This window comes from Desulfosporosinus sp. FKB (assembly GCF_002196705.1).
Classification (GTDB): Bacteria; Bacillota; Desulfitobacteriia; order Desulfitobacteriales; family Desulfitobacteriaceae; genus Desulfosporosinus.
On sequence record NZ_NADJ01000030.1, the window covers coordinates 39,315 to 65,398 of the forward strand.

Consider the following 26,084-nt stretch of genomic DNA (forward strand, 5'->3'; position numbering starts at 1 on the left):
AAAAATAATCCCTTCCCCACAACTGTCAGGGACGAGATGTTTCGAGCTGCCACCCTGCTTAATTTCGGGCTTAAAAACACGTATTCTCATTCGTTTACACAAATTCTCATTATTTCTAAAGTATATACAGGTAAGGACTTCTTTGTCAACCGTCTCAAACTTGGGGCGAGACGAGCTTGTTGTAAAAATGCCGAAGTAATACCCGAATCACGGCGGCACATGGAACTGCAAACAGCATTCCCCAAAATCCTGCGATCTCGCCGCCGGCTAAGAGGGCAAACATAACCCAAAGAGGATGAAGTCCCACACTATCTCCCATTAATTTTGGAGATATTATATTTCCTTCAATTTGTTGGACAACCAAGATAACCAGGGCAACTTTTAAAGCCATTCCCGGGGACTTGGTTAACGCTAACAAGACTGAAGGCACAGCGCCGATCACAGGCCCAAAATAAGGGATTAAATCAAACACCCCGCATATTAAACCGATAAGCAAAGCATACTCCATCCCCACCAGCTTTACCCCAATACCTATTAGTAATCCGACAATGACGGCAACAGCCAAATCTCCCCGGACAAATCGACGCACTGTATGACTAATGTCCTGCCACAGACGTCTCCATTCCATACGCTGACGTTGAGGAGCCAGACGAAAAAATCGGATACTGATTTTCTTCCAATCCGCCAATAAATAAATCGTGATTACCGGCGAAAGTATGTAAAGAGTTACTGTAGACAAAAGACCCGGTAAGCCGGCAATAACCTTATTGAGCCGATCGGCAAGTATGATTTCTCCTTGTCCGAGATGTTGATCGATAACGATTGCCACGCGGCCAGGCAATCCACTGGCTTTAAAATGATTCCTAAACTTTTCGATTTCTTCAGTAATTGTCTGGATCGTCGCCGGCAAAATTGATACTAACTTTCCAAGTTCTGAATAGACAATTGGCAGAATCAAGAAAACAGCCACTCCTATGATCATTACAATTACGATAAATACCACGGCAATTGCTTTATTGCGGCCAATTCCCTGCTTTTCTAGGCCATCAACAAAAGGGTTCATTAAATAAGCCAGCAAAAAGCCCATAACAAAGGGGCCTAAAATTGTTTTAACTTTTAAGAGCAATAGCATTCCTAAAACGAGACAAGCAACGACAAATAACCATTTCCAAGGAATATTCTTCCAATAGGGACGGCTTATATTTGCATCCATTAATAACCACGCCCCTCGCTCAAAATGTTCATTCGTTTTACAGTTCCTGCAATACGATATAGAAAAAGCGCGCAAAGCGCGCGCTTTAGCAAAACCTACAATAGAGTTTGATTACCTGATCGAGTTCTAACCAACTAAAATCTTAAGCCGCGCTGCAACCGACCCTTTTTTCTCGCGCAGGAATCACACGAAGGCCTAAAGCCGCCATCCAAGTTATTCAACGGCGGCACTTGGCGTCTCTTGAGCCAGCGCCGGATCGTTCCAGGCTACTAAAGAACCGTCTTCTGCTAAATCGTAAACGACAACTTTGTCAGTTTGAGTTGTAAATTCCACACAACAATCCCAGCAATAATACTGTTCGACTCCAACCTTACCTATGGCGCGCCCCGAGCAAACCGGACAATTCATGATTGAAAGCCCCCTTCAATTGCTTGATCCAAGGGAGATACTTGATTATCAACGATTAAGATATCCTTCCCATCGATCATGACGTGCGGCCTCAGGATCGTACCCCGGCCATGAAGAAGGTCTGCGAAGAGTCCGTCAGAGATCTCAAAGCCAACCAACTTTTCTACGGAATCATCAACAAAAATATCCTCAATCGTTCCTCTTGAGTCTCCAGCTTGGGTATAAACTTCATTCCCGATTTTTTCAGACCATCGTGTTCCCCTGAGTTCTTCCAAGGTCTTTTCTTGGATTGTAACTGCATCCTTGCCCACACTTACAATGGCCTTACGGGGAATTCCCTTCGTCGTGTGAAAGAGATGTCCGCCTTCCAGGAGAATTCCGGCAACTTCATCCTTGTTACAGTCCAAAACCAAGTCCTGTACCCAACCTATTGATGCCCCCTTTTTTAAATCCAAAACAGGCAGGCCGACAATCTCACGTGAGCGGCGCATCCTTTTCACCTCCTAAGAAATCCTATGTATACTCTTCCCTGGTACTCAAGAATTCATTCATAATTTGGTAAAATTAGTGGTCAGATTGGGCGCTGATTTTACCGCCGCCTACGACCACATTTCCTTGGTAAAAAACAACAGCTTGCCCTGGAGTTACTGCACGCTGGGGCTTATCAAAATGTACCACGACCTTACCCCCACTTAAAGGTGAAAGGGTTGCCGGCGCCCCAGAAGAGTTATAGCGAATTTTTGCCTCTGCTTTGATTGGCTCTTTTAAATCAGGAATAGAAATCCAATTCAAATCTGTCGCCCAAAGGGTGTCTGAATAAACCTCATGATCATCACCAAGAACGACTTCATTGCGGGAGGGGTTTAAGCCGACAACGTATTTAGGTTTGCCAAAAGCAACTCCCAGGCCTTTTCGCTGGCCAATTGTATAATGAATAATTCCTTGATGCCTTCCTAGTACATTTCCTTGAAGATCAACAAAGTTCCCCGGTTTAATTTTATTTTTCGCTCGTTCACGTACAAAGGAAGCATAATCATCATCAGGGACAAAGCAGATCTCTTGACTGTCCGGTTTGTTGGCAACCCCTAAGCCCAGTTCACCCGCCATTTTGCGAACATGATCTTTTGTATACTCTCCCAAAGGAAAAATTGTATGGGCAAGTTGTTCTTGATTTAGCATATAGAGGGCATAAGTCTGATCCTTGCGGGCATCTGAACTTTTACTTAGAAGAAAGCGATTACTAACCGGGTCACGCAGAACTTGAGCATAATGTCCTGTAGCTATGTAATCAGCCCCCAAGCCGCGAGCTTTGCGCAGCATTTCTCCAAATTTAACATATTTGTTACAAGCCAAACAAGGATTCGGAGTTTCTCCCTCCAAATAAGACTGGGTGAAATAATCAACAACAGCTTCCTTAAAATAAGAACGAAAATTCATAACGTAATGGGGTATCCCAAGTTGATAGGCAACCCGCCTGGCATCGTCAATAGCCGAAATCGAACAACACCCTCCTTCGACTTCCGGTCCGGCTGATTCCCAAATCTGTAAGGTTACCCCAATCACTTCATAGCCTTGTTCTTTAAGTAAAGCGGCGGCCATGGAACTATCCACACCGCCGCTCATACCTACTACGACTTTAGGCTTTGTAGTCAGAGCCATAATCATCTATTCCTTTTTTCCTTGTTTTTCATGGTAGTCTTTAATCGCTGCATGGAGCGCATCCGCTGCAAGGTTGGAACAATGCATCTTGGCCGGAGGCAGCCCGCCTAAAGCTTCAGCCACCGCAGCGTTGGAAATCTCCAGAGCTTCGTCAAGAGTTTTCCCTTTAACCATCTCCGTTACCATGCTGCTGGTAGCAACGGCTGCTCCGCAGCCAAAAGTCTTAAACTTTACGTCTTTAATAACGTCCCCTTCAACGTCTAAATAGATACGCATGATATCTCCACATTTTGCATTTCCGACTTCACCGACGCCATTGGCGTTCTCAATTTCTCCAACATTCCGAGGATTTGTAAAATGATCCATGACTTTTTCAGTATACATTCTTGCCCACTCCTTTTTTAGCAATTTCCGGTAAATAGTCTCGCAGTTATGATTTTATTTTTATTCTATCTTTAAGAAGCAATCGCTGGAATTTCACGCCGCAAATGAGTTAATATCCTCCAGATTTTACTGTGCTTGTTTAGCATGAACTGCTTGATCGTAAAGAGGCGACATCATACGCAGACGCTCAACAATCTTGGGCAATTGTTCAAGAACATAATCAATGTCTTCTTCCGTATTCTGACGTCCTAAGGTAAAGCGCAGAGATCCATGGGCAATTTCGTGAACCAACCCCATGGCCAATAAAACATGAGAAGGATCTAAGGAACCTGAAGTACAGGCCGAGCCGCTCGAAGCTGCGATTCCCAGCATATCCAAAGAGAGCAGCAGCGATTCTCCTTCAACAAATTGGATACTGACATTGACATTGTTCGGCAAACGTTTGTCTCCAAGGGGTCCGTTTATTTTTACATAATCAATTGTCTCTACGATACCATTCATGAGCTTATCTCGAAGCTTACTAAGGTGCTGAGCGTCTTCAGCCATCCGCTGACTGGCAAGCTCACAAGCCTTGCCAAAGCCGATAATACCCGGTGTGTTTTCCGTACCCGAACGGCGTTTCTTTTCTTGTCCGCCGCCATAGATTCGGGGAGCAACCCGGACACCCTTGCGGATATAAAGCGCTCCGACACCTTTGGGACCATAAATTTTATGGCTGGAGATGGTTAAAAGGTCTATTGCCATTGCTTTGACGTCAATAGGAATTTTGCCAAAAGATTGGACAGCATCAACATGAAAAACAATGCCATGCTCTTTAGCCAGTTTACCGATTTCAGCAACAGGCTGGATCGCTCCCACTTCATTATTGGCGTGCATCATGGTGATGAGAATTGTATCCGGGCGGATGGCCTTTTTAACGGACTCCACGGAAACAATCCCTTCTTCATCTACAGGAACAACAGTCAGATCAAAACCGTTCTTCTCCAGATATTCGCAGGTCTCCAGTACGGCATGATGTTCTACTGCAGAGGTGATAATATGCTTGCCTTTCTTGCTCAGGGCTTCTGCCGTCCCAAGAATAGCCAGATTATCAGCTTCTGTTCCTCCGCTGGTAAAGGTAACTTCTGAAGGTTCTGCACCAATTAATTCAGCAACTTGGCGTCGGGCTTCCTCCAGGGCTTGCTTGGCTTCTCTGCCAAAACTATGAACACTCGAAGGATTGCCGTATTTCTCAGTATAGTAAGTCATCATTAACGCTGCTACTTCCGGATCAACCGGAGTCGTAGCACTGTGATCTAAGTAAACACGCCGCATAGGCTCACTCCCTTTATTGTAATCGTGAAACAGTGGTCAGATATAGTACATATATAAGCTGCGTTCGGATTCAAGCTTTTGGGCGTCCTCGAGCATTGTTTCCAGGGTAATGGAATCTAAAACTTCGGCGATTGAGTCTCGAACCCTCTCCCAAATCGTCCGTGTAATGCAATATTCCGCCTTAGTGCAACATTCCGGATCTTCCTCGGAGACACATTCGGTAGGAGCTATAGGCCCTTCTAAAACACGAATAATATCGCCAACTTTGATTTTGTCGGGTTCTCTTCCGAGTAAGTAACCGCCTTGAGCTCCTCGTACGCTTTTTACCAGTCCCGCTTTGCGTAATCCGGCAATAAGCTGTTCCAGGTAATGTTCAGAAATCCCTTGCCTTTCAGAAATGCTTTTTAAGGATACAGGACCTTCACCCATATGCTGAGCTAAGTCAAACATAGCCCTAACTCCATATCGACCTTTGGTAGAGAGTTTCACACCCTCACCTCTTTCCAAGAATTAAAATCCTCGTATGATCTTTCTACGGATATCTTATTAAAATAGTCGGGATTTGTCAAGTCTATATCCAACTCTTTTACTATTCTTTTTAAATATTGGCTTTATAAGCTATTTAATATGCCAAAATTCCTTAAGGGTTGTACATCCATATGCTATAATTTAAGTGTGATTTAAATAGTACGTTAAATCCTCCCAGAAAGGACATCGACTCAATGAATTTGTTTTCAGCTACTTTCGATCAGCATCAAGTTGCCCCCCTTGCCGAGAGAATGCGCCCCCGGACTCTTGATGAATATATTGGGCAGCAACATATACTTGGTCCCGGAAAGCTGCTCCGCCGGGCAATTGAAGCGGACCGTGTTTCGTCCTTGATTCTCTACGGTCCGCCCGGTACAGGCAAGACCAGTTTAGCTCAGGTCATTGCCTCGCAAACTACATCTCGCTTTATCCGGATTAACGCCGTTACTTCAGGTGTTAAAGAACTGCGCGAGATAACTGTCCAGGCAACCGAAGATCTTCACCTTTATGGTAAGAAGACGTTAGTCTTCTGTGATGAAGTTCATCGGTTTAACAAAAGTCAGCAAGACGCTTTATTACCCTCCGTTGAAAACGGAACGATTACCTTTATTGGCGCAACTACCGAAAATCCCTTTTTCGAATTGAATTCTGCCCTTCTAAGTCGTTCAACCCTATTCCATTTGGGACTTCTTACTCCTTCTGAAATTCGTCTCGGTCTCGAAAAAGCTCTGCAAGACTCAGAACGCGGTTTAGGCCGCTACAATGTTCAAATATCCCCCCAAGCTTGGGAACATTGGTTAAATTATGCCAATGGAGATTTGCGCAGAGCCCTTAATGCCCTGGAACTCGCTGTAATGACGACTCCCGCTATAGATGGTATCCGCTGTATCTCCCTTGAAATCGCCGAAGAATCCATTCAACAGCGTGCTCTGCGTTTTGATAAATCCGGAGATAATCATTATGACATCATTTCCGCATTTATTAAAAGTATGCGCGGCTCAGACCCGGATGCCGCCCTCTACTGGTTAGCCGTACTATTAGAAGCCGGCGAAGACCCTCGTTTTATTATGCGCCGGATTATCGTACATGCCTCAGAGGACGTCGGTCTCGCCGACCCCATGGTCATGCTTCAAGCTCAAGCCGCTGCCAATGCTCTCGAATGGATTGGAATGCCTGAAGCAAGAATCCCTATGGCCCAAGCCGTTTTAGCCATCGCTGCCGCTCCCAAAAGCAACAGCGCTGTTGCCAGTATTGACAGGGCTTTAGCTTATGTGAAAAACAACCCCACCGGGGAAGTTCCACTCCACCTAAGGAGCAGCAGCTACGCGGGTGCTGAGAAATTAGGCAATGGCCAAGGTTATCTCTACCCTCATAACTACCCAAATCATTGGGTAAAACAAGATTATCTTCCTCCCCAAGTTCAAGGACAAGTGTTTTACACCCCTTCAGGAATGGGAAAAGAACGTTCTCAAGACTAAATATCTAAAGAGCCTTCCGCATAGCAAACAACTATGCGGAAGGCTCTGTTTTTGTTAAGAAATTGTAAGTTTGTGTTTAAAGCTGAGCTTCGATCATTTTCACGAGATCTGGTTTTCCCCGGAAACCTACAATTTTGTCAACCAGTTGACCACCTTTAAAAATTGCAAGCGTCGGAATACTCATAACTCCGTATTGCCCGGCAATAGGTCCATTCTCATCAACATCGACCTTACCAATTACCATTTTGCCAACATAAGAGTCTGCTAACTCTTCAACGACCGGAGCAACCATTCGGCACGGACTGCACCATGGAGCCCAGAAATCTACCAAAACCGGTTTTTCAGATTTTAAAACTTCCGCGTCAAAATTTGCTGTCGTAAAGGTTTTAACATTTGCACCTGCCATGATAATCCCCCCAATTAAAATTAATAGTAACCTTTGCCTACTTAATAAATTTGGTTAGCACCCCAATTAGTTCTTCGATGGCGGCTTCCTGATCATTGCTTTCAACTGCATTACGCATACATCCACGAGAATGATGTTCAAAAACAATGGTACCAACTTTGTTAAGGGCAGCACGCACAGCCGCTACCTGGATCAGTACATCAACACAGTACTTGTCACTCTCAACCATGCGCTGTATCCCTTTAACCTGGCCTTCAATTTTTTTTAGTCTGCGCAGGAGATCTTCTTTCGATTCTAAATAAGGCGTTGAATTTATCATACCGTTTTTCCTCCGATACCCTAAGGGGGTAGCTACAATGCTATTATATCTAAGTGCCGGGATTATGTCAAATAGTTCCCCTAAAAATACAAGAGCATTTTGCCGGAAAATTCAACAAGCAAAGATAACTTATAACTTATACCTCCAGGACCTATTTCAAAACAGTTTTTATGCTTAACTCTTTTAATTGTTTGTCCGAAACAGGTGATGGGGCATGGGCCATAAGATCCGAGGCACTTTGCGTTTTAGGGAAGGCTATAACATCTCGAATATTATCTTTACCTGTCAGAAGCATAATCATACGGTCAAGTCCAAAGGCAATCCCGCCGTGAGGAGGCGTTCCAAATTCAAAGGCTTCGAGAAGATGGCCAAATTGAGCCACTGCTTCCTCATCAGATAATCCCAACAACCTAAATAGCTGCTCCTGAACACCCCGGCGATGAATGCGAATGCTCCCGCCGCCGAGTTCGATACCATTGAGAACCATGTCATAGGCTTTGGCCCGAACTTGCAAAGGATCTGTATCCAAAATCGGCAAATCTTCATCCATTGGCGCTGTAAATGGGTGGTGAATAGCGACATAGCGTTTTTCTTCCTCATCATATTCCAGCAGCGGAAACTCTGTAACCCAAAGGAAATTGAACATATCCTCGGGGATAAGATTCATCCGTTTCGCTAACTCCAAGCGCAAATGCCCCAAAGCATCACAGACAATGGGATATTTATCAGCAACGAAGAATAAAATATCACCGGTTTCAGCCTTTGTTACTTCGATCAGAGCCTGCATTTCTTCTTCAGTAAAGAATTTTATAATAGGAGATTTGATTCCTTCCTCAGAAAAGACGATCCAGGCTAAACCTTTGGCTCGGTAAGCAGCGACGAATTTTCCCAGATCATCAATTTCGCGGCGGGGCATGCCTGCACACCCTTTGGCACAGAGACATTTAACACTTCCGCCGTTTGCCATTACATTAGCAAAAACCTTGAATCCCGACTTTCCGACAATCTCTCCCACATCAATGAGTTCCATGCCGAAGCGCGTATCTGGTTTATCGGAACCAAACCGGTCCATAGCTTCTTTATAGGTTAAGCGCGGAAAAGGAACCGCAATCGACTTGCCGATTGTTTCCGAGAAGATTCGAACCATTAACTGTTCCATCATAGATAGAATATCTTCAACTTCGACGAAAGACATCTCCACATCAAGCTGCGTAAATTCCGGCTGTCGATCTGCTCTCAGGTCTTCATCCCGAAAACAGCGGACGATCTGGAAGTATTTCTCCAACCCGCCAACCATTAACAGTTGCTTAAATTGTTGCGGAGACTGAGGCAGCGCATAAAATTCTCCCGGATGAACGCGGCTGGGAACAAGATAATCTCTGGCACCTTCAGGTGATGAGTTAACAAGCATCGGAGTCTCAATTTCATAAAAACCCTGATCATCAAAAAAGTTGCGCATGATTTGAGTTACTTGGTGTCTTGTTTTAAATACAGCCTGCATTTCCGGGCGGCGCAAATCAAGATAACGATATTTCAAACGCACAGTTTCATCCACATCCACCTGATCGATAAGATAAAAGGGCGGCGTTTTTGCTCCATTTAAAACTTCCAGTTTTTTGGCGATAACTTCAATTTTTCCCGTGGCTAAATTGGGGTTTATCATTCCTTCAGGACGGGCAATCACTTGCCCTAAAATGGAGACAACATACTCCGAGCGAAGGCTTTCCGCCAAACTAAAACTGTCTGCCATTTTTTCAGGATCAAAAACCACTTGCACAATACCTGAGCGATCCCGAAGATCAACAAATATTAAACCGCCATGGTCACGACGACGCTGAACCCAACCTAACAATCGCACCTCATCGCCCACTCGGTTCAAATTCAACACTCCATTGGGGACACGTTCCGAAAATACTGTCATTACTTAAACTCCTCTCTGATGCTTCATATAGATGACTTCAATGACTTTAGACAAAGGAACTTCAGTTTGTTCTCCTGAATTTAAATCTCTGAGAAGAAGAACCTGTCGTTCCAACTCCTCTTCTCCCAAAATAAGGGCCAACTCTGCGCCTTCACGATCGGCGGCTTTCAGCTGCGCTTTTAAGCTGCGGCCCAGAAGATCCATGCGTACCGGAACCCCTTTTCCCCGTAAAGCATTCATAATGGCAAACCCTTCGTTTTGAGCCTTGTCTCCCAAGGCAATAAGCATGGCAAAAAGTTTTGGCTTTGTATCAGGGAATTTACCCTGTACTTGAAGGGCCGCTAAGACCCGCTCTAATCCCATTGCAAAACCGATGCCCGGAGTAGCCGGTCCGCCGATTTCTTCCACAAGACCGTCATAGCGTCCGCCTCCGCAGATAGCGCTCTGGGCCCCGATTTCCTCCACCATGACTTCAAAAGCCGTTTTAGTATAATAATCCAGCCCTCTAACCAAGCGGGGATCTACCCTATAGGCCACTCCGGCCCCAGATAATAGACTTAAAACTTTTTCAAAATGACTTCGGCAATCATCACAAAGGGTATCTAAGGTCGTTGGCGCTCCTTCCGTTACCGCTTGACAATTTGGATTTTTGCAGTCCAGAATTCGCAGAGGATTTCGCTCATAACGTTCCTGACAGTCCTGACACAATTCGGACTTGCGAGTCGTCAAGAACCTTTGCAATTGCTCCCGGTGAGCGGCTCGGCAGGTTGGACATCCTACCGAATTAAGATGCACTTCCAAGCCTCTTAATCCGAGCCTTTGATACAAATCCCAAACTAAACAAATGACTTCGGCATCAACGATAGGTTGATCGGCACCTAAGACTTCCACTCCAAACTGGTGAAACTGGCGAAATCGTCCGCTTTGCGGACGCTCATAGCGAAACATTGGTCCAGTGTAATAAAGCTTAACCGGCTGCGATTGGCCATAAAGCTTGTCCTCAACATAGGCCCGGCAGACCGAAGCCGTGCCCTCCGGTCGTAAGGTCATCGACCGGTCTCCCTTGTCTAAAAAAGTATACATTTCTTTTTTTACAATATCTGTTGTTTGACCTACTCCTCGCTGAAAAAGTTCCGTTGCCTCGAAAATTGGCGTTCGTATTTCTTCATACCCATAGTCCCGACAAACCCTCCGAATCGTTTCTTCGAGGTATTGCCATTGTTCGACGGTCCCCGGCAGCAAGTCCTGAGTTCCTTTTGGTCGTTGAATCGCCATGATCGTGCCTCCTTAGGAAATAATATACATTCTGATCGTAAAAAAAGTTCTCGTTCCTTGCTTTGAGCAAGGGACGAGAACTTCTCGTGGTGCCACCCTTATTGACGGAATTTATCCGCCCACTTTTCAGTCGTTAACGAGACCATCCGCAGTATCAGCTACTCCCGCTTAGCTGTCCTATCACGTATCTCTCAGGCTAGTTCCAGTCACGCTAGCCCTCCCTGTAGAAAGTTATACGCCATAGCTTCCAAGCGGTCTTGATGAATAGAAATACTTCAACATAATGTATACATAATAGTTTATCCACTATTTTAACAAATAATTGCTATTTGTCAATGTGCTGGCCGTTCTGCTGTTATGCAACACCTTTAGAGAACGTTGTTATGTTAAAAAAGGATTATCGTGTTTCTCTTCCCCGATACTTGTCTCTTCGCCATGTCCGGGCAATACTCGGATGCTGTCAGGAAGAGTGAAGAGCTTCTCTTTAACCCCACGAATGAGCAATTCCATGGAACCTCCCGGGAAATCAGTTCGCCCGATGGATCCGGCAAAAAGAGTATCTCCGCTGAACAATCCTTCCGGACTCCATAAACATACCCCTCCAGGAGAATGACCGGGAGTATGGATCACTTTCAATCGTTCTTTGCCAACTGAAATTTCCTGACCATCTTCCAAGAAGAAATCGGCACTCTTGAGGACTACCCCAGGGCCAAAATAACTGGAGAGATTTTTTCGGCCATCAGTAAGCATTTCAGCATCCCCTGAATGTATCCCTACTTGCACATCTCCCAGCAGGTCCCTTAATTCATCGACGGCTCCAATGTGATCTACGTGCCCATGGGTTAATAAGATATAGTCGATATGCAGACCTTTATCCATAACCCAACGATGAATCTTTTTTCCATCAGCTCCCGGATCGATCAATACGGCTTTCTTGCTTTCCATACAAGCATAGATATAACAATTTGCCCCCATGGGACCCACCGCACGTCCATCAATCATTATTAAGCCTCCTTTAGAACGTTTTTTCGCTGTCCAAGAGAATCGTCACCGGTCCGTCATTAACTAGTTCAACGTCCATTTCCGCCTGGAATACACCGGTTTCGACGTGTAATCCTTTGGTACGAAGCCCTTCTTCAGCTTGCTCAAAAAGAATCTTTGCCCTTTCAGGCGGGGAAGCGGCCGAAAAGCCTGGCCGTTTTCCGCTCCGGCAATCCCCGTAGAGCGTAAACTGCGAAACTAACAAAATTTCTCCCCCCGTATCCAGAAGAGAACGATTCATTTTTCCAGTCGAATCTTCAAATATCCGCAGCCCGCTTATTTTATCCACCATCCAGGCAACGTCTGCCTCCTGGTCCTTTAACCCTACACCCAATAAAACCAAAAGCCCTGAGGAAATTTCTCCGACCGTTTCTCCCTTTACTTTTACCGAGGCGCGTTTAACACGCTGAACAACACTGCGCATGTTACTTTCCTCCTGCGTGAATCCGCTCGACATCCGTAATGTCTTTGATCTTGCGGATTTTGTGCATCACCATTTTCAGCTGTTCTAGATTGCGTATTTCTACCCGCAGCTGAATATGAGCCATATTATCCCGGCCTACTCGAGCATTAATTCCCAGGATATGAGTCCTGGTATCTAGGACAGTATTCATAATTTCTGTTACCAACCGCGGTTTATCCAGCCCATGGATCTTAATATCCACCGGATAGGTAGAATCTACTTGTTCGGCCCAGACAACCTCAACGACCCGGTCCCGCTCCTCTTGAGAGTGATTCAATATGTTGCTGCAGTCTTGCCGATGAATGGAAACTCCGCGTCCGCGGGTTATATAACCAATGATTGCATCACCCGGCAAAGGATTACAACAGCGGGAAAAACGCACCAAGACATTGTCGACGCCTTTGACCATGACACCGTGTGAAGCTTTCCCATAATGACTCTGTGAAGGAGTTTTGCCTTCGCTTTGCTGCAGCGCAGCTAATTGCATCTTTTCTCGTTCTTCTTTGGTTAAATCTTCACGCAGGCGCATCAAAACCTTATTGGGAGTCAATACCCCATCTCCGATAGAAGCATACAAGTCATCAATGCCTACCAAATTTTGGCTCTTGCCTATGGCTAAAAGGCTCTCCGTCTTCAAGACTTCTGAAGGATCCAGGCCAAGTTTTCGGACCTCTCTTTCCAAACTTTCGCGGCCGCGAATAATGTTGTCCTCACGCTGTTCCTTCTTAAACCACTGGCGGATTCTGTTCTTCGCCTGCGATGTTTTGACAAAGGACAGCCAATCCCTGCTTGGACATCCTCCTTGCTTGGAGGTAAGAATTTCTATGATATCTCCGTTGGTCAGCTTCGTATCCAGGGGAACTATCCGTCCATTAATCTTTGCTCCAACACAGCGATGTCCCACATCGGTATGCACTCGATAAGCAAAATCCACGGGACAGGAATCAGCTGGCAGTTCTACAACGTCCCCTTTAGGCGTAAAGACAAAAACGGTATCAGCGAATAGATCGATCTTTAAGGATTCCATAAATTCCCCGGCATCCCTGGATTCATGCTGCCATTCCAGAAGCTGCCTCAGCCAGGACAGCTTTTGCTCGAAATTGACACTAGCCGCTGACCTGCTTCCAGCACTGCTGGCACAATCTTTGTTGCTTGCTTCTTTATATTTCCAGTGGGCAGCAATACCATACTCAGAGGTACGATGCATTTCACAGGTCCGTATCTGAATTTCAAAAGGCTCTCCATGCTCACCTATTAGGGTGGTATGGAGAGACTGGTACATATTGGGCTTGGGCATGGCAATATAATCTTTAAAGCGGCCGGGAATGGGTTTCCAAAGGGTATGGATAATGCCTAAAGCGCCATAACAATCATTGACAGTCTCCACAATTACACGAATAGCCATTAAATCGTAAATTTCACTTAATTCTTTATGCTGGGTAATCATTTTGCGGTAAATACTGTAAAAGTGTTTCGGACGTCCCGCTATATCGGCATAAATCTCAACTTCGGTTAACCGTTTTCGCATCTGAACAATGACTTCATTAATATAGGCTTCCCGTTCACGTCGCTTTAGAGCAATCTTTTCCACTAAATCATAATATTCTTGGGGCTTAAGATAGCGGAAGGAAAGATCCTCCAGCTCCCATTTTATGCGAAAAATCCCCAGCCGGTTGGCCAATGGGGCAAATATCTCCAAGGTTTCCTGAGCAATTTCTTTCTGTTTTTCCACAGAATGATATTTCAAGGTGCGCATATTATGCAGACGATCGGCAAGTTTGATGAGAATAACACGGATATCTTTGGCCATAGCCAGAAACATTTTGCGCAAATTCTCAACTTGCTGTTCAACTTTACTTTTATAAGCAATTCTTCCAAGCTTTGTGACTCCGTCGACTAACAAAGCAATTTCCGAGCCAAATTCTTTCTCGATATCTGTGATGGTGTACTCCGTATCTTCCACCACATCATGAAGCAATGCGGCAGCAATTGTAGCCTCGTCCATTTCCAGATCTGCCAAAATCTGCGCGACTTCCAGGGGATGCAGGATATAATCTTCTCCTGAATTGCGAAGTTGATTACGATGAGCTTTCTCAGCAAATCGATAGGCCTTGTCCACAATAGCCAGGCGTGCTTGTGGAGTCGTCTTTTGTAGTTTTATCCATAATTCCGCGAAGGACATAGGGGAACTCCTCTCTAAGAAGCAAGTTACTCTTGATATTCAACCAAAGAGAAAATAGGATAATCCACTAATTTTTGACGTCCCATTAAAAAAGTGAGTTCAATCAGGAAACCCATCCCCACAACTTCGGCACCGATTTTTGTTATTAAATTTGCCGTTGCAGACATAGTCCCGCCGGTAGCAAGCAAATCATCGACAATAACGATTCGTTCACCTGAATGAATCGCATCCGCATGGACCTCCAAGGTATCGGATCCATACTCCAGTGCATAGGTTTCACTAATGGTTTGAGCCGGCAGTTTTCCTGGCTTTCTTACAGGTACGAAGCCTATCCCTAAGGCATAAGCAACAGGTGCGCCCAGCAAAAATCCCCGAGCCTCGGGACCGACAATCACATCGGGCTTCCAAGGCTTAATTCTCTCAACCATTTCGTTAACGGCTGCCCGATAAACACCGCCCTCTTTAAGGAGTGTCGTAATATCTTTATACGAAATACCTTCCTTGGGAAAATCAGCTATTACCCGGATGTGTTCACTAAAATTCATAATTTTGCCGCCCTTCCTCATCGATTTTTGCCTCAAATTTTTAATTTCTCTATAAGTGCTCTTTGAAAGTTTATAGCTTGTTCATACCGTTGTTTACTATATCGATAACGAATCGAAGTATCAAGGTCCAATTTGCCGTTAACCGGTATCAACTCTAAGGCGATTTTTTCGCTTCCGCCAAGACAGCGAATAAGCCCCAATTCCTCAAAGATTTTAAGAGCTATCCTCAGACCCCGCTTCATTTCTGAGTCAAGGGAAACCTCAAAAGGATTTCGTTCATGTGCCAAACTTCTAAGTTCCCGATAAAACCAAATCAGTTCGTCACGTGTTAAATGCCGGCATCGTTTTCGAACCCTTTCTTCCTGAATTTCTTGACAGCCAACGACGACCATTTGATAGATCCCCAGTTCGTGCAGTTTTTTAATTCCTTCTTCAAAATCCTCTTCTGAGAGCGGAAAGCCAAGGATTAACCCCAAGCCATCATTTACTCTTAAATTGTTCAGATCGGCGTGGGAAGGCGATTGTTTATGCTTTGAAGCTGAAGGGAAATACTTCAGGATTAAGGAGTCCTCCCAAGGTTGACATTGAGATTCGCTCTGTAAAGCATCCCATAGCCAAATTTGTCTTCTCTCCTCCACTGACCATACATCAGGAAAGAAATCTTCCCAGTTCATCCAGAGAATATCATCACTTTCCTGAGCAACAGCAATTTGTTCCCCAACCTGGTTTTCATCGTTCTCAAGAAAACCGTCAGAATCATCCTTAACCAAATCCGCCTTCGGCAAGATGTCCTTGATCATTAACTGCACTTTGTCAAGACCTTGAAATGTGTTCCAATCCAAGCTAAAGGCCGCATCCAACCTAGGTGAGTTTGATAATTCAGAGATCCTGTCGCCTAAGCGAAAGGCGATTCCCTCGTGTTCACCATGATTTCCAAAACGGAATTTTAAATGATTTCGTTCTTTGCCTACTGCATTCAAGGAATAAACTTCTAGTCCTTGCGCTGCTAGAATCGGACCGGAATTACCAAAGCCAAAAGGGCCTAATTGGTCAAGTTCATGAAGCAGTTCAGAGGAAACTTCATCAAGGGAGACCTTGCGATCAATATGTAAAACCTCTTGAAAAAGTGATTCTTCAAAGGCTTTAGCTTGTTGATTAAGTCCTTCCCTTAAGCCTGGGATATTATCTGTTAAAAGAGAAAACCCCGCAGCCGCGCTATGTCCTCCAAACTTAATTAATAAATCAGCCTGAGTTTTTAATTGTTCCAATACCGGATAGCCAGAAATCCCTCGGGCCGACCCTTTAGCTTCCGTTCCTTCTTCTGAGATCATAAATACCGGTCGATAATATCGTTCCACTAAACGAGACGCAACAATCCCAATCACTCCATGATGCCAATGACCGGACGAAAGTACAATAACTCTAGGCAGCGGTTCCTTCTCAAGCATAGCAATCGCTTCAGTCAAAATCTCTTTCTCGGTATCTTGCCTTGCTTGATTTTCCTTCGTTAACAAACGTGCAAGCTCTGCTGCTCTTGCTGAATCCTCTGTCAAGAGGAGTTCAAGTCCTTCGCGGGCACTATCCATACGTCCCGCGGCATTAATCCTTGGCGCTACCATGAACCCTATTTGCCCGGCCTTAAGAGGTTTGTTCCTGAGACCGCATTCTTCGAGTAGAGCATCTAACCCCGGGTGACGAGTCTTTTCCATTTGGCGAAGACCATGATAGACGAAAACCCGGTTTTCACCGATCAAAGGTACTAAGTCAGCAATTGTTCCTAGAGCTACCAGATCAAGAAGATTTCTTTCGGTTTGGAATTCTGTCCCGCCATTCCCTAAAGACTGAATAAGAGCCTGAGCTAGTTTGAAAGCAACGCCCACACCGGCAAGATCACGAAAGGGATAGTCCGAATCAGCAATCTTAGGATTTAATATCGCGTAGGCTTCCGGCAAAAGCTCAGGTGGTTCATGATGATCTGTAATAATAACATCAATATTCAGTTCCCGGGCAATCGTTACTTCGGAAACTGCAGTCACTCCGCAATCGACGGTAATAATAACCTTGACATCTGCTTTGACGGCTCGTCTAATTGCCTCTTCATGCAAACCGTACCCCTCATCTTGTCGATGAGGAATATAGGCTACGGCCTGAAAGCCAAGATCCGTCAGTACTTTATATAATAAAGCGGTACTAGTAACGCCATCAACATCATAGTCTCCGTAGACCAGTACCTTTTCTTGGCTTTTTAAGGCCAAAGTCATGCGTTCTATAATTCGCTTCATATGCTGAAAACAGAAAGGCGAAGCTAAACTTAAAACTGTTGGATGCAAAAATTCAATAACGTCCTCAGGATCTTGAAGTTTCCTTTGTGCGAGAATATCTGAAACGATAGTAGAAAGACAAAGGGATTTACTGATAGTTTTTGCCATATGCTCTGGTGTTGATTTCAATGCCCATATTCGTTTCACATTATACCCCCTAGATTACCATTATAATTTACCCTTTGGTTTCTGGCAATGATGGCAGGTAAGACTTGCACCGCCTTCAAGAGGGCATTGCTCTCCCCGATTGCTGCAGGGCTCAGCGTGAATCAAAACATGGGTCCCCTGAAGTTTATTATTAATTTCTTCTTCTATCCGATCACAAAGATCATGAACGTCAACCACGGTAGTATATTTCGGGACAACTAAATGTAAGTCGACATGTCTTTCTGCGCCTGCCTTTCGAGTTCTCAGTTTATGAAATTCCACAAATTCCCCGTCATGAAGCCTCAAAACTTCGGATATAATCTCCCGCTCTGTCTCCGGTAAACTGACATCAACAAGAGGGGAAAATGCTTCTTTCGTTAAGTCGAAAGAAGCCTTAATAATCAGCAGCGCAACTCCCAAGGCCACTATAGGATCTAAGATTAACCAGCCGGTAGTCTTCATTAGTAAAAGCCCACAGAAAACACCCGCCGATGTATATACATCCGTTCGTAAATGCAGGGAATCTGCTTCTAAGGCGACGGAATCCGTTCGTTTAGCAACTCTCATTAACTGAGCCGATACAAAAAAATTAATAAGTGCTGATAGCCCCATTATAACGAGACCTATCCCTAAATTATCAAGGGCTAAGCTGCCGCCAGCCCAAATTAAATAAGCTTTCTGGATCGCTTCAAAAATAATCATAATTGCCGCCAAGAAAATCAAAAGCGCTTCAATAGTACCTGAAACATTTTCGATTTTTCCATGTCCATAGGCATGACGTGAATCGGCAGGTTTCTCGGATTGTCTTACTGCGAAAAGAGCAATAAATGAAGCAATCAGATCAATTCCGGAATGAATACCATCGGATAAAATACTTATGGACCCACCCATTAATCCAATTATAACTTTTGCTAGAGTAAGAAAGGTATTTGATACTACCGACAGGGTTGCAACCTGAGTCTTTTCATTCACTATGTTCGTCCTCGCTTTCCGGCAAATCCCCTAAACTTGCCCTAAGAACTTATAAAGAAATGGGACTTCTTAATTAAAAGAAGTCCCACGGATTTCTCCGCTGCCCCAACCTTAGCGAGCCCAGCTATAATGCCTGACAATTTCAGTATATGACAAGAATAACAAATAGTGCAACTTATAGCAAGCCTTTTATTAGTACTTTGTTACCAACTTTTCTACAAAGTCATAAAATTTCCGAAAATAATTCCTCCAATACCAAGAATTATGCGCATGATTGTCGGGGCAAAGCCCCAAAGGAATTGTCGGCTGTCGCTTTTGGGAACTAATCCCATTCCCACGACAAGAATCCAGATAAAAATAGCCGCCACCGGCGTCAAAAATGCACCAAAGACAACCAGGCCAATTAATCCCCCAACTAAACCACTGACAATTTTGGTTCTGCTGGTTATTTTGCCAAGAATAAGCAGTGACAAAACGCCAAAAAGTCCTCCAGAAAATAAAGGAATTTCCCAATGCCAGAATTGTCCTAGTGAATGTACCGCTAAGTTTACTATTGAAAGGACAGCTACAGCGGCTACAGTTCCTCGTATTCCTCCAAAAAAAATTAATCCTGCAGAAAAAAGAAAAAGGACCTCAAATATAACTAATTGCATGAATCTCATTCACCCGCTCGCCCCCGACCTTTCTTTGCTGCTAGTATGGCCGATTTTATCCAATCTAATCCATTTCTGTATTTAGCGCAATAGTTAGCTGGTAGGTACCTTAGTCTTATAGTTAGTGGTCAAACAGAAGAAGAGTATAACGATCATGTTACACCCTTCTCTTCTGACCTTATTTTTAATAATTTGATCACCTAATCTATCTTAACTTAAAAGATAACTCCCAAGGCAATTAAAATTAAGACTGCGATAGCAATGATTCCAGCTCCTACACAACTACCAAAACCATAACCGTACATTAAATCACCCCCGAACTTGTTTTACTTAGAATACAATACCTAAAGCGATGAGCAAAAGAATGATGACAACGACGATTCCAATACCTGCACCAACACCAGTTCCACATCCAACTCCAGCTGCTCCAAAAGCCATTTTTATAACCTCCTTCAATCTCTTTATATCTAAAATTCTAGTTTAGAATATAACTCCCAGGGCGATAAGAATAAGAATTGCAATAGCAATAATGCCAATGCCAACCCCGCAGCCAACTCCTACAGGAGCAACAGGTGCACAACATCCAGCTCCGTATCCAGCAGCACCATATCCGTACATACATAACCCTCCTTATTCCATTCAGAAGAAACGTATTAAAACACAATACCCATTGCGATTAAGAGAAGAATAATCACAACTACAACAGCAATTCCTGGTAAGAAATTAGGTGTGCATACAACTCCATCAACACCGTCAACAGGACCTGCTCCGAATGCCATACTAACTACCTCCTATTTGAAACGTTTATTTCCGGGCTCACTTTAACATATGCCATAGGTCTAATATTGTTAATATTTTCCTTAATTTCTTTATATCGCCTAGTAAATAGAGACTTTGGCAAATGCACAGGCGCCCTCTTAAAGTGAATAAAACCATACATAAATAGTGGTTTAAATCATCCACTGACATGCACGGTTTTATAGTTATAAGGTTACATCCCCTTTGAGGAATGTATTAATAATTGGGATTTTGCAGCCGATGAATAAACTCCTTCATTCCCATAGTTGCATAACAGTATACTCTATGAACATGATAAGCATTTGTATTAGAATCAGCCCATCCGCGAAGAGTAGTAAAAGCCATGAGATACCCCGCTTTTTTCACTGCTTGAACTACCGTATTATCTAAATCCCCATAAGGATAGGCAAAATAATCGACGGAATGGCCTAATCCCTTTTCTAAAGCTTTCTTGGAACTTTCCAGCTCACTTAAAACCTTCAAGGGTGACAATTTTGTCAGATAGGAGTGATCCCTAGTGTGATCTGCTATATCCCAGCCATTATCGGCAAGCTCATTAAGCTGGGGCCAGGTCAAAAAACCCTTCTCATTTATATAACCGGAAATCATAAAGACCGTAGCCGTATACCCATATTTCTTTAAAAGAGGATACGCCGTTTGATAATTATCCTCATATCCATCGTCAAAGGTAATCACAAAAGGCTTCTCAGGAAGAGCACCTCTTTGATACAGTGATTGATATAATTGATTTAAGGTAATGCTCTGATAGCCCTGATCATGTAAATAGACAATTTGGGCTTCAAATTGTTCAGGTGGCATTCTTACTTCATTATTTGCTTCTCTCATAATAGAATGATAATAAAGAACAGGTATATATCGGGGTGGCGTATTAATTCTTTTATCCTGCGGAGTATGAGACAATTTCGGGGATGGCAATATATCGACAAGCAAAGCGGAAGAATTTGAAACCTGAACTTTAGCGCTGTTCAAGGTCGGCTTTTTGAAAGCACAGCCGCTGGAAGTTAGTATCAGGACTATTAAGATTAACGGTCCGATGGTTTTCTTGATCATCGCGTCTCTCCATAAAAGTAATAATAGTTAATTATTGTATAGTTTACCATAATTACTCTTACAGCAAAACTCCTCCAGTAAACTCTAAAGCAAGGTATGGGAACCACCCCCACTATGCTTTATGCTTCCCGAAAGTACAGAAAAACGACCCTAAGACGAATTCTTAAGGTCGTTTACTTATTCTTGATTGATTGCAATTAGGCGCGAACAGCTTTACCGCCTTTGGTCGGCTTTTTCATGTGAGTTTTAATTTCAACAAGTATCTGACTCGCATTAAAAATTGAGGAATATGCTCCGCTAAATACCCCGATCAACATGGCCAGAGAGAAAACTCTTGTTGATTCCCCTCCTAAGATAAACACTGAAAACAAGGCAATTAAAACGGTTACAACCGTATTCACGGAACGGCGCATGGTTTGCCATACGGATTTATCAACCATATCCTCATAGCTGTCTCCACGTCGCATCCGTGTTTCATTCTCACGAATCCGATCGAAGATAACCACCGTATCATTTATGGAGTATCCAAAAATCGTCAGGACCGCTGCCACAAACGTGGAATCGATTTGCCATTGAAACAGCGAAAACAGGCCGACAACCACTAAGACATCATGCAGTAAGGCAATAATCCCTGATATGGCAAAGACAAACTGAAATCTAAAGGAAATATAGGCTATCATTAAACCCATGGCAATGAGTAAGGACCAAAAAGCATTGCGGGTAAGTTCTTGTCCCATGGACGGTCCAACTTCATCGACTTGCAGTGTCTTTTTATCGTAATCCGCAACCTTCTTCTGTAAAGCCGTCATTAATTGAGTCTGCTTCTCTTGTTGAAGGGCTTCCGTTCTAATCAGTACTGATTTATTTCCATTGGATAATTGAACTTCACCGCTAAGTCCGACGGATTTCATAGTATCGGTTATAGCACTTTGAGTCACAGCTTTAGTAAAGTTTGCTTCAATCATTGTTCCGCCCTTAAAATCAATGCCCAAATTTAAGCCATGGATAAAGAGGGAAATGATTCCCGGGACAATAACTAACAGCGAAAGTGCAAACCACCAATAACGTTTTTTAACGATATTAAAGTAGAGCGGATGTATTTTTTGAACTTCTTCATAAGTTGCCGGATGCCCTTGATGTCCTTTTTCCATTATACATCCCTCCTAACGCCAAACCATGCAGGATTTAATTTTGCGCTTATCCCGACAATTAAACGTAAGACTAAACGCGTAAAGGTAAGTGCTGTAAACAAACTGGCAACAATACCAACTCCCAGAGTCAGTGCAAATCCTTTAATGGTCCCTGTGCCAAAGTAATATAAGGTCAAAGCAGCAATCAATGTGGTAACGTGAGCATCAATAACTGTGATGAAGGCACGGCTGAAACCTGACTCAACACCAGCTCGCAGTGATTTTCCGGCACGAACCTCTTCTTTAACTCTTTCGTAGATAATAATATTGAAATCAACGGCCATCCCTATCGAAAGAATGAACCCGGCTATTCCTGGCAGGGTAAGTACAACTCGAAACATCCAGAAAACCCATAGTACAATGAGTCCGTAGACAACTAAGGAGAAATCAGCGACGACTCCAGGCAAATGATAAAACACAAGCATAAACAGAAAAATGAAGACTAAACCATAAATCCCTGCTTGAATACTTTTGTGCAAAGAGTCAATTCCTAAAGACGCTCCTACCTGATGTTTCTCAGTAATCGTCATACTTACCGGCAATGAGCCTGAACGCATCAGCACAGCATCATTAGCGGCAGCTTGAAGCGTCGAATATCCAGTAATCTCCGCCTGGCCATTCGTAATCGGCACATTAACCGTCGGATTAGTCAGCAATTTATCGTCAAGATAAATTCCAATCCTTTGGCCTATATACTTTGTCGTTAAATCGCCAAACTTTTTAGCTCCGTCGGAAGAAAAGGTTAGGTTGACAACATACCCTCCTGCTCCGCTTGGATCCTGACCTGCTTTAGCATCCGTAAGTTCAGCACCTTGCAAAACTGTGTTGCCTTTAGGATCCTTAAAGGTTAACTGTGCCGTAGTTTTCAGGACGTTAACTGCCTGATCAGGATCAGAAACCCCGGCTAAATCTAATACTAAACGTTTGTTGTTATAGTCTGTCTGGATAACAGGCTCTGAGACCCCAAGATCGTTAACCCGCTTGGAGATAATCGCCTTTGCCTTATCCATATCATCATTTGTAATTGGTGCCCCGCTTTTATTGGGCTCGGCTTGTAAAACCAAGTGAACTCCACCGCGCAGGTCAAGTCCCAATGGGATGCCCTTATTGGGATCCACAAGGGGTTTTATGGATAGAGCTACTGCCGCAGCTACTATAAGCACCAGCGTTACGAGTTTGATGATGTTTCCCCGTTTCATCTGCTTTCCTCCCTTTTAATATGAATGGGACTTGCCCATGCCAATCCTCATTATAAAACGTTCAGGATTCCAATGTCAATCTGAGATCAAGCAGCACAGACTTCTGGTGAAATTACAGCAATTTTACTTCGTTAATTTTTAATTCAAACTTCGTTCCGAGAAATCCGGCAGCTTTACGACATAATAACATTCGGGCCAAAAAGATTTCAAAATACTCCATGACAGGGCAGATCTCAGTATCAATAGTCAGTTCCAGAGCAACCCGTTCTTTAGGATAAACACGCAAAAATGATTTTTCCACTGCATAGTTGACTCTGTCATGAATGTCAAAGGTTGCCAGATCCAAATTGCGGACGCGGGAGCGATGCACATCCGATTTATCCGCTAAAATCAAGGCGGCCGAAATACTATTGACCGGGTTCCCGTCAGTCTCATCGTGATTGCCAACAGCCCCAATAATCAGAGCAATTTCTTCAGGATTCATACCGTGCCGCTCCAGAATGCCAGCAGCCAAAATCGCCCCTGTCTGTGCATGAGAAACTCGGTTGACTGCATTTCCGATATCATGCAGATAACCGGCAATGGCCGCTAATTCGCACTCTCGTTCAGTATGTTCCATTTTTTCTAAGATATTCGAAGCGATATGGGAGACCAGACCTACATGCCTGAGACCATGTTCCGTATAGCCAATTGCTGCAAGATGTCGGTTCCCTGCCTCAATTAAACTGTGTACATAGAGGTCCCCTTTAATATCTTGCAAGGTCACTTTTTGCAAAACAAACTCCTCCTGCCGCCAAAAAATGAGTATACTAAGCCGACGCTAAGCCATAGGTCAATAATTGCCTCAGCAGCATAGTAGTAAAAAACAAGTGGAGGAAGTACCACTTGCTTTTATACAATTGTTCTAATTACCTATTCGCAATTATTAGTTACCCCATAACGCTGAAATTCTCAGGTGTTTTCCTGCTTAGAATTCGCTTGAGACTCTTCCTTCTCCAGATTAATCCCAGTGTCATTCTGATTATTCTTGTCGCCCTTATCGCTCTTGCTGTTCTTGTCATTTTTGTCATTCTTTTTTCCATTCTTTTTAGCATCCTCGGCGGTGATATCCCGGTTCTCAATACTAGTTATCCCTGATTTAGCCACTTCAATCTCAACTTTGTCCGCAATTTGCAGCATTACGGAATTGTCTTTAACTTTGGTAATTTTGCCGTAAATTCCCCCGGCAGTTAAAACACGATCTTTCACGCGCATCCCATTGAGAAGCGCCTGTCGTTGTTTGGCTTGCTTTTGCTGCGGCCTAATCATAAGAAAATACATTATCCCGAAAAAGACAACAAAGTATAGGACTAAAGACATGTTCTGCTGAGACATATTTAAATCCCCCTTAATTTATTCTTTGAACATATTCCCCACGGTATGGCAAAAATCCTTCTCCTTGATAGCAAGAGAAACTTTCTTCCTGGAAATACTTAATCAAACTCGTATCCATAATCTGCGAAACACTTTTGACGATATTCGGGTAAACGTTCTTCTCGAATGGCCTCTCTGATTTCGCGCATTAAGTTTTGGAGATACCTCAGATTGTGAATGGTCATCAAGCGAAGTCCTAAAATTTCTTCAGCTTTAAGCAAATGTCTTACATAAGCCCGGGAATAGTTTCGGCAAGTGTAGCAATCACAGGTTGGGTCAATAGGACCAAAATCATGGGCGGAACCGGCGTTGCGTACAATAACTTTCCCATAGCGGGTCATGGCAGTCCCATTCCTGGCAATACGTGTGGGGAGTACACAATCAAACATATCCACACCGCGCATAACTCCTTCAATAATTGCATCCGGCGACCCAACTCCCATAAGGTAGCGAGGTTTTTCTCGCGGCAGCAACGGGACCGTGTAATCCAAAACCTCATACATAATTTCCTTTGGTTCCCCCACACTTAGTCCCCCTATGGCATACCCCGGGAGATCCAGTTCCGTGACCTCAGCTGCACTTTGACGACGCAGGTCCTCATACATACCTCCTTGAACAATGCCAAACAACGATTGACTATCTGTTGTAGTTAAAGTTTCTTTACAGCGCTTAAGCCAACGCGTTGTCCTTTCTAAGGAATTTTTGACATAGTCGTGGGAACTGGGATAGGGAGCGCATTCATCAAAGGCCATAACGATATCAGATCCTATAGCCATCTGTACCTGAGTCGCGATTTCAGGACTTAAAAACTGTCGTGAGCCGTCAATATGAGATCGGAACTCAACACCGCTCTCCTGGATTGTGCGCAAATCACCCAAGCTAAAAACTTGGAACCCCCCGCTATCTGTTAAAATCGCCCCATCCCAGTTCATAAAGCGATGAAGTCCGCCGGCTTCCCGGATCAACTCTTGCCCCGGCCGTAAAAAAAGATGATAGGTATTACTTAAAATAATTCCGGCTCCGATCTCCCTAAGCTCTTCCGGAGTCATTGCTTTGACTGTCCCTTGCGTTCCAACGGGCATAAAAACGGGCGTATCAATTACTCCGTGTGGGGTATGTAACTTTCCCAAGCGTGCTTTTGTTCGTGAATCTTCTTTAAGAATTTCCAAATGAACCGCTGCCAA

27 protein-coding genes are annotated in these 26,084 nt (G+C 43.9%); 1 reads left to right on the forward strand and 26 read right to left on the reverse strand.

All coding sequences use genetic code 11. From position 1 onward, the window contains the following. Nucleotides 1–154: 154 nt before the first annotated feature. From B5Y67_RS09585 to B5Y67_RS09615, 7 genes are all read right to left on the reverse strand, one after another. A complete protein-coding gene (locus tag B5Y67_RS09585) occupies nucleotides 155–1,213 on the reverse strand; it encodes an AI-2E family transporter (RefSeq protein WP_088226225.1) in 1,059 nt (352 codons plus the stop codon). A 213-nt stretch (nucleotides 1,214–1,426) separates the two neighbouring features. Next, nucleotides 1,427–1,621: a hypothetical protein gene (locus tag B5Y67_RS09590; RefSeq protein WP_088226226.1), complete on the reverse strand. Its 195-nt coding sequence runs from the start codon at nucleotides 1,619–1,621 to the stop codon at nucleotides 1,427–1,429. After that, nucleotides 1,618–2,112 (reverse strand): PRC-barrel domain-containing protein, encoded by a 495-nt coding sequence (locus B5Y67_RS09595; protein ID WP_088226227.1) that lies wholly within the window; start codon nucleotides 2,110–2,112, stop codon nucleotides 1,618–1,620. Before B5Y67_RS09595 ends, B5Y67_RS09590 begins: the two co-directional genes overlap by 4 nt. A gap of 73 nt (nucleotides 2,113–2,185) precedes the next feature. Continuing rightward, nucleotides 2,186–3,280 (reverse strand): tRNA 2-thiouridine(34) synthase MnmA, encoded by a 1,095-nt coding sequence (gene mnmA, locus B5Y67_RS09600; protein WP_088226271.1) that lies wholly within the window; start codon nucleotides 3,278–3,280, stop codon nucleotides 2,186–2,188. A 6-nt stretch (nucleotides 3,281–3,286) separates the two neighbouring features. Further along, nucleotides 3,287–3,664, reverse strand: coding sequence for a Fe-S cluster assembly scaffold protein NifU (gene nifU / locus B5Y67_RS09605; RefSeq protein ID WP_088226228.1), 378 nt, complete (start codon nucleotides 3,662–3,664; stop codon nucleotides 3,287–3,289). A gap of 126 nt (nucleotides 3,665–3,790) precedes the next feature. Continuing rightward, entirely contained in the window at nucleotides 3,791–4,978 is a 1,188-nt protein-coding gene (nifS, locus tag B5Y67_RS09610) for a cysteine desulfurase NifS (protein WP_088226229.1), read from the reverse strand. Nucleotides 4,979–5,014: 36 nt separating this feature from the next. Continuing rightward, on the reverse strand, nucleotides 5,015–5,467 hold the full coding sequence (locus B5Y67_RS09615; RefSeq protein ID WP_088226230.1) for an Rrf2 family transcriptional regulator: 453 nt from the start codon (nucleotides 5,465–5,467) through the stop codon (nucleotides 5,015–5,017). Between the two features lie 233 nt (nucleotides 5,468–5,700). On the opposite strand from B5Y67_RS09615, the gene B5Y67_RS09620 reads away from it, so the two are divergent. Continuing rightward, nucleotides 5,701–6,984 (forward strand): replication-associated recombination protein A, encoded by a 1,284-nt coding sequence (locus B5Y67_RS09620; RefSeq protein WP_088226231.1) that lies wholly within the window; start codon nucleotides 5,701–5,703, stop codon nucleotides 6,982–6,984. A 76-nt stretch (nucleotides 6,985–7,060) separates the two neighbouring features. Here B5Y67_RS09620 and trxA read toward each other — a convergent pair whose 3' ends face one another. The 19 genes from trxA to tgt all read right to left on the reverse strand — a co-directional run bounded on the left by trxA (nucleotide 7,061) and on the right by tgt (nucleotide 26,084). Then, on the reverse strand, nucleotides 7,061–7,390 hold the full coding sequence (gene trxA / locus B5Y67_RS09625) for a thioredoxin (RefSeq protein ID WP_088226232.1): 330 nt from the start codon (nucleotides 7,388–7,390) through the stop codon (nucleotides 7,061–7,063). A gap of 37 nt (nucleotides 7,391–7,427) precedes the next feature. Continuing rightward, the gene (locus tag B5Y67_RS09630; RefSeq protein ID WP_088226233.1) at nucleotides 7,428–7,709 is read right to left on the reverse strand and encodes a metal-sensitive transcriptional regulator; all 282 of its coding nucleotides are present in this window, start codon (nucleotides 7,707–7,709) and stop codon (nucleotides 7,428–7,430) included. A 151-nt stretch (nucleotides 7,710–7,860) separates the two neighbouring features. Then, a complete protein-coding gene (aspS, locus tag B5Y67_RS09635) occupies nucleotides 7,861–9,630 on the reverse strand; it encodes an aspartate--tRNA ligase (RefSeq protein ID WP_088226234.1) in 1,770 nt (589 codons plus the stop codon). Between the two features lie 3 nt (nucleotides 9,631–9,633). Then, a complete protein-coding gene (hisS, locus tag B5Y67_RS09640) occupies nucleotides 9,634–10,905 on the reverse strand; it encodes a histidine--tRNA ligase (protein WP_088226235.1) in 1,272 nt (423 codons plus the stop codon). Between the two features lie 381 nt (nucleotides 10,906–11,286). Further along, a complete protein-coding gene (locus tag B5Y67_RS09645; protein ID WP_088226236.1) occupies nucleotides 11,287–11,907 on the reverse strand; it encodes an MBL fold metallo-hydrolase in 621 nt (206 codons plus the stop codon). Between the two features lie 13 nt (nucleotides 11,908–11,920). Next, entirely contained in the window at nucleotides 11,921–12,370 is a 450-nt protein-coding gene (dtd, locus tag B5Y67_RS09650) for a D-aminoacyl-tRNA deacylase (RefSeq protein ID WP_088226237.1), read from the reverse strand. Between the two features lies 1 nt (nucleotide 12,371). After that, nucleotides 12,372–14,591, reverse strand: a complete 2,220-nt coding sequence (locus B5Y67_RS09655; RefSeq protein WP_088226238.1) for a bifunctional (p)ppGpp synthetase/guanosine-3',5'-bis(diphosphate) 3'-pyrophosphohydrolase — start codon at nucleotides 14,589–14,591, stop codon at nucleotides 12,372–12,374. A 26-nt stretch (nucleotides 14,592–14,617) separates the two neighbouring features. After that, the gene (locus B5Y67_RS09660; RefSeq protein WP_088226272.1) at nucleotides 14,618–15,136 is read right to left on the reverse strand and encodes an adenine phosphoribosyltransferase; all 519 of its coding nucleotides are present in this window, start codon (nucleotides 15,134–15,136) and stop codon (nucleotides 14,618–14,620) included. A gap of 32 nt (nucleotides 15,137–15,168) precedes the next feature. Then, nucleotides 15,169–17,604: a single-stranded-DNA-specific exonuclease RecJ gene (recJ, locus tag B5Y67_RS09665; protein ID WP_170932653.1), complete on the reverse strand. Its 2,436-nt coding sequence runs from the start codon at nucleotides 17,602–17,604 to the stop codon at nucleotides 15,169–15,171. A 21-nt stretch (nucleotides 17,605–17,625) separates the two neighbouring features. Continuing rightward, nucleotides 17,626–18,576: a cation diffusion facilitator family transporter gene (locus tag B5Y67_RS09670; RefSeq protein WP_088226239.1), complete on the reverse strand. Its 951-nt coding sequence runs from the start codon at nucleotides 18,574–18,576 to the stop codon at nucleotides 17,626–17,628. Nucleotides 18,577–18,791: 215 nt separating this feature from the next. Next, a complete protein-coding gene (locus B5Y67_RS09675) occupies nucleotides 18,792–19,229 on the reverse strand; it encodes a hypothetical protein (protein ID WP_242975922.1) in 438 nt (145 codons plus the stop codon). Nucleotides 19,230–19,709: 480 nt separating this feature from the next. Further along, complete coding sequence (locus tag B5Y67_RS25310; RefSeq protein ID WP_170932654.1) at nucleotides 19,710–19,847, reverse strand: hypothetical protein; 138 nt, start codon at nucleotides 19,845–19,847, stop codon at nucleotides 19,710–19,712. Nucleotides 19,848–19,882: 35 nt separating this feature from the next. Beyond that, nucleotides 19,883–20,008 (reverse strand): hypothetical protein, encoded by a 126-nt coding sequence (locus B5Y67_RS26200; RefSeq protein ID WP_047809715.1) that lies wholly within the window; start codon nucleotides 20,006–20,008, stop codon nucleotides 19,883–19,885. A 235-nt stretch (nucleotides 20,009–20,243) separates the two neighbouring features. After that, on the reverse strand, nucleotides 20,244–21,098 hold the full coding sequence (locus B5Y67_RS09680; protein ID WP_088226241.1) for a polysaccharide deacetylase family protein: 855 nt from the start codon (nucleotides 21,096–21,098) through the stop codon (nucleotides 20,244–20,246). A 197-nt stretch (nucleotides 21,099–21,295) separates the two neighbouring features. Further along, a complete protein-coding gene (secF, locus tag B5Y67_RS09685; protein WP_088226242.1) occupies nucleotides 21,296–22,249 on the reverse strand; it encodes a protein translocase subunit SecF in 954 nt (317 codons plus the stop codon). Continuing rightward, complete coding sequence (gene secD, locus B5Y67_RS09690) at nucleotides 22,249–23,487, reverse strand: protein translocase subunit SecD (protein WP_088226243.1); 1,239 nt, start codon at nucleotides 23,485–23,487, stop codon at nucleotides 22,249–22,251. Before secD ends, secF begins: the two co-directional genes overlap by 1 nt. A 112-nt stretch (nucleotides 23,488–23,599) precedes the next feature. Beyond that, nucleotides 23,600–24,262 (reverse strand): HD domain-containing protein, encoded by a 663-nt coding sequence (locus B5Y67_RS09695; RefSeq protein WP_088226244.1) that lies wholly within the window; start codon nucleotides 24,260–24,262, stop codon nucleotides 23,600–23,602. A 176-nt stretch (nucleotides 24,263–24,438) separates the two neighbouring features. Then, nucleotides 24,439–24,861 carry a preprotein translocase subunit YajC gene (yajC, locus tag B5Y67_RS09700; RefSeq protein ID WP_088226245.1) on the reverse strand — a complete coding sequence of 141 codons (423 nt, stop codon included), beginning with the start codon at nucleotides 24,859–24,861 and terminating at the stop codon, nucleotides 24,439–24,441. Between the two features lie 98 nt (nucleotides 24,862–24,959). After that, entirely contained in the window at nucleotides 24,960–26,084 is a 1,125-nt protein-coding gene (gene tgt, locus B5Y67_RS09705; protein WP_088226246.1) for a tRNA guanosine(34) transglycosylase Tgt, read from the reverse strand.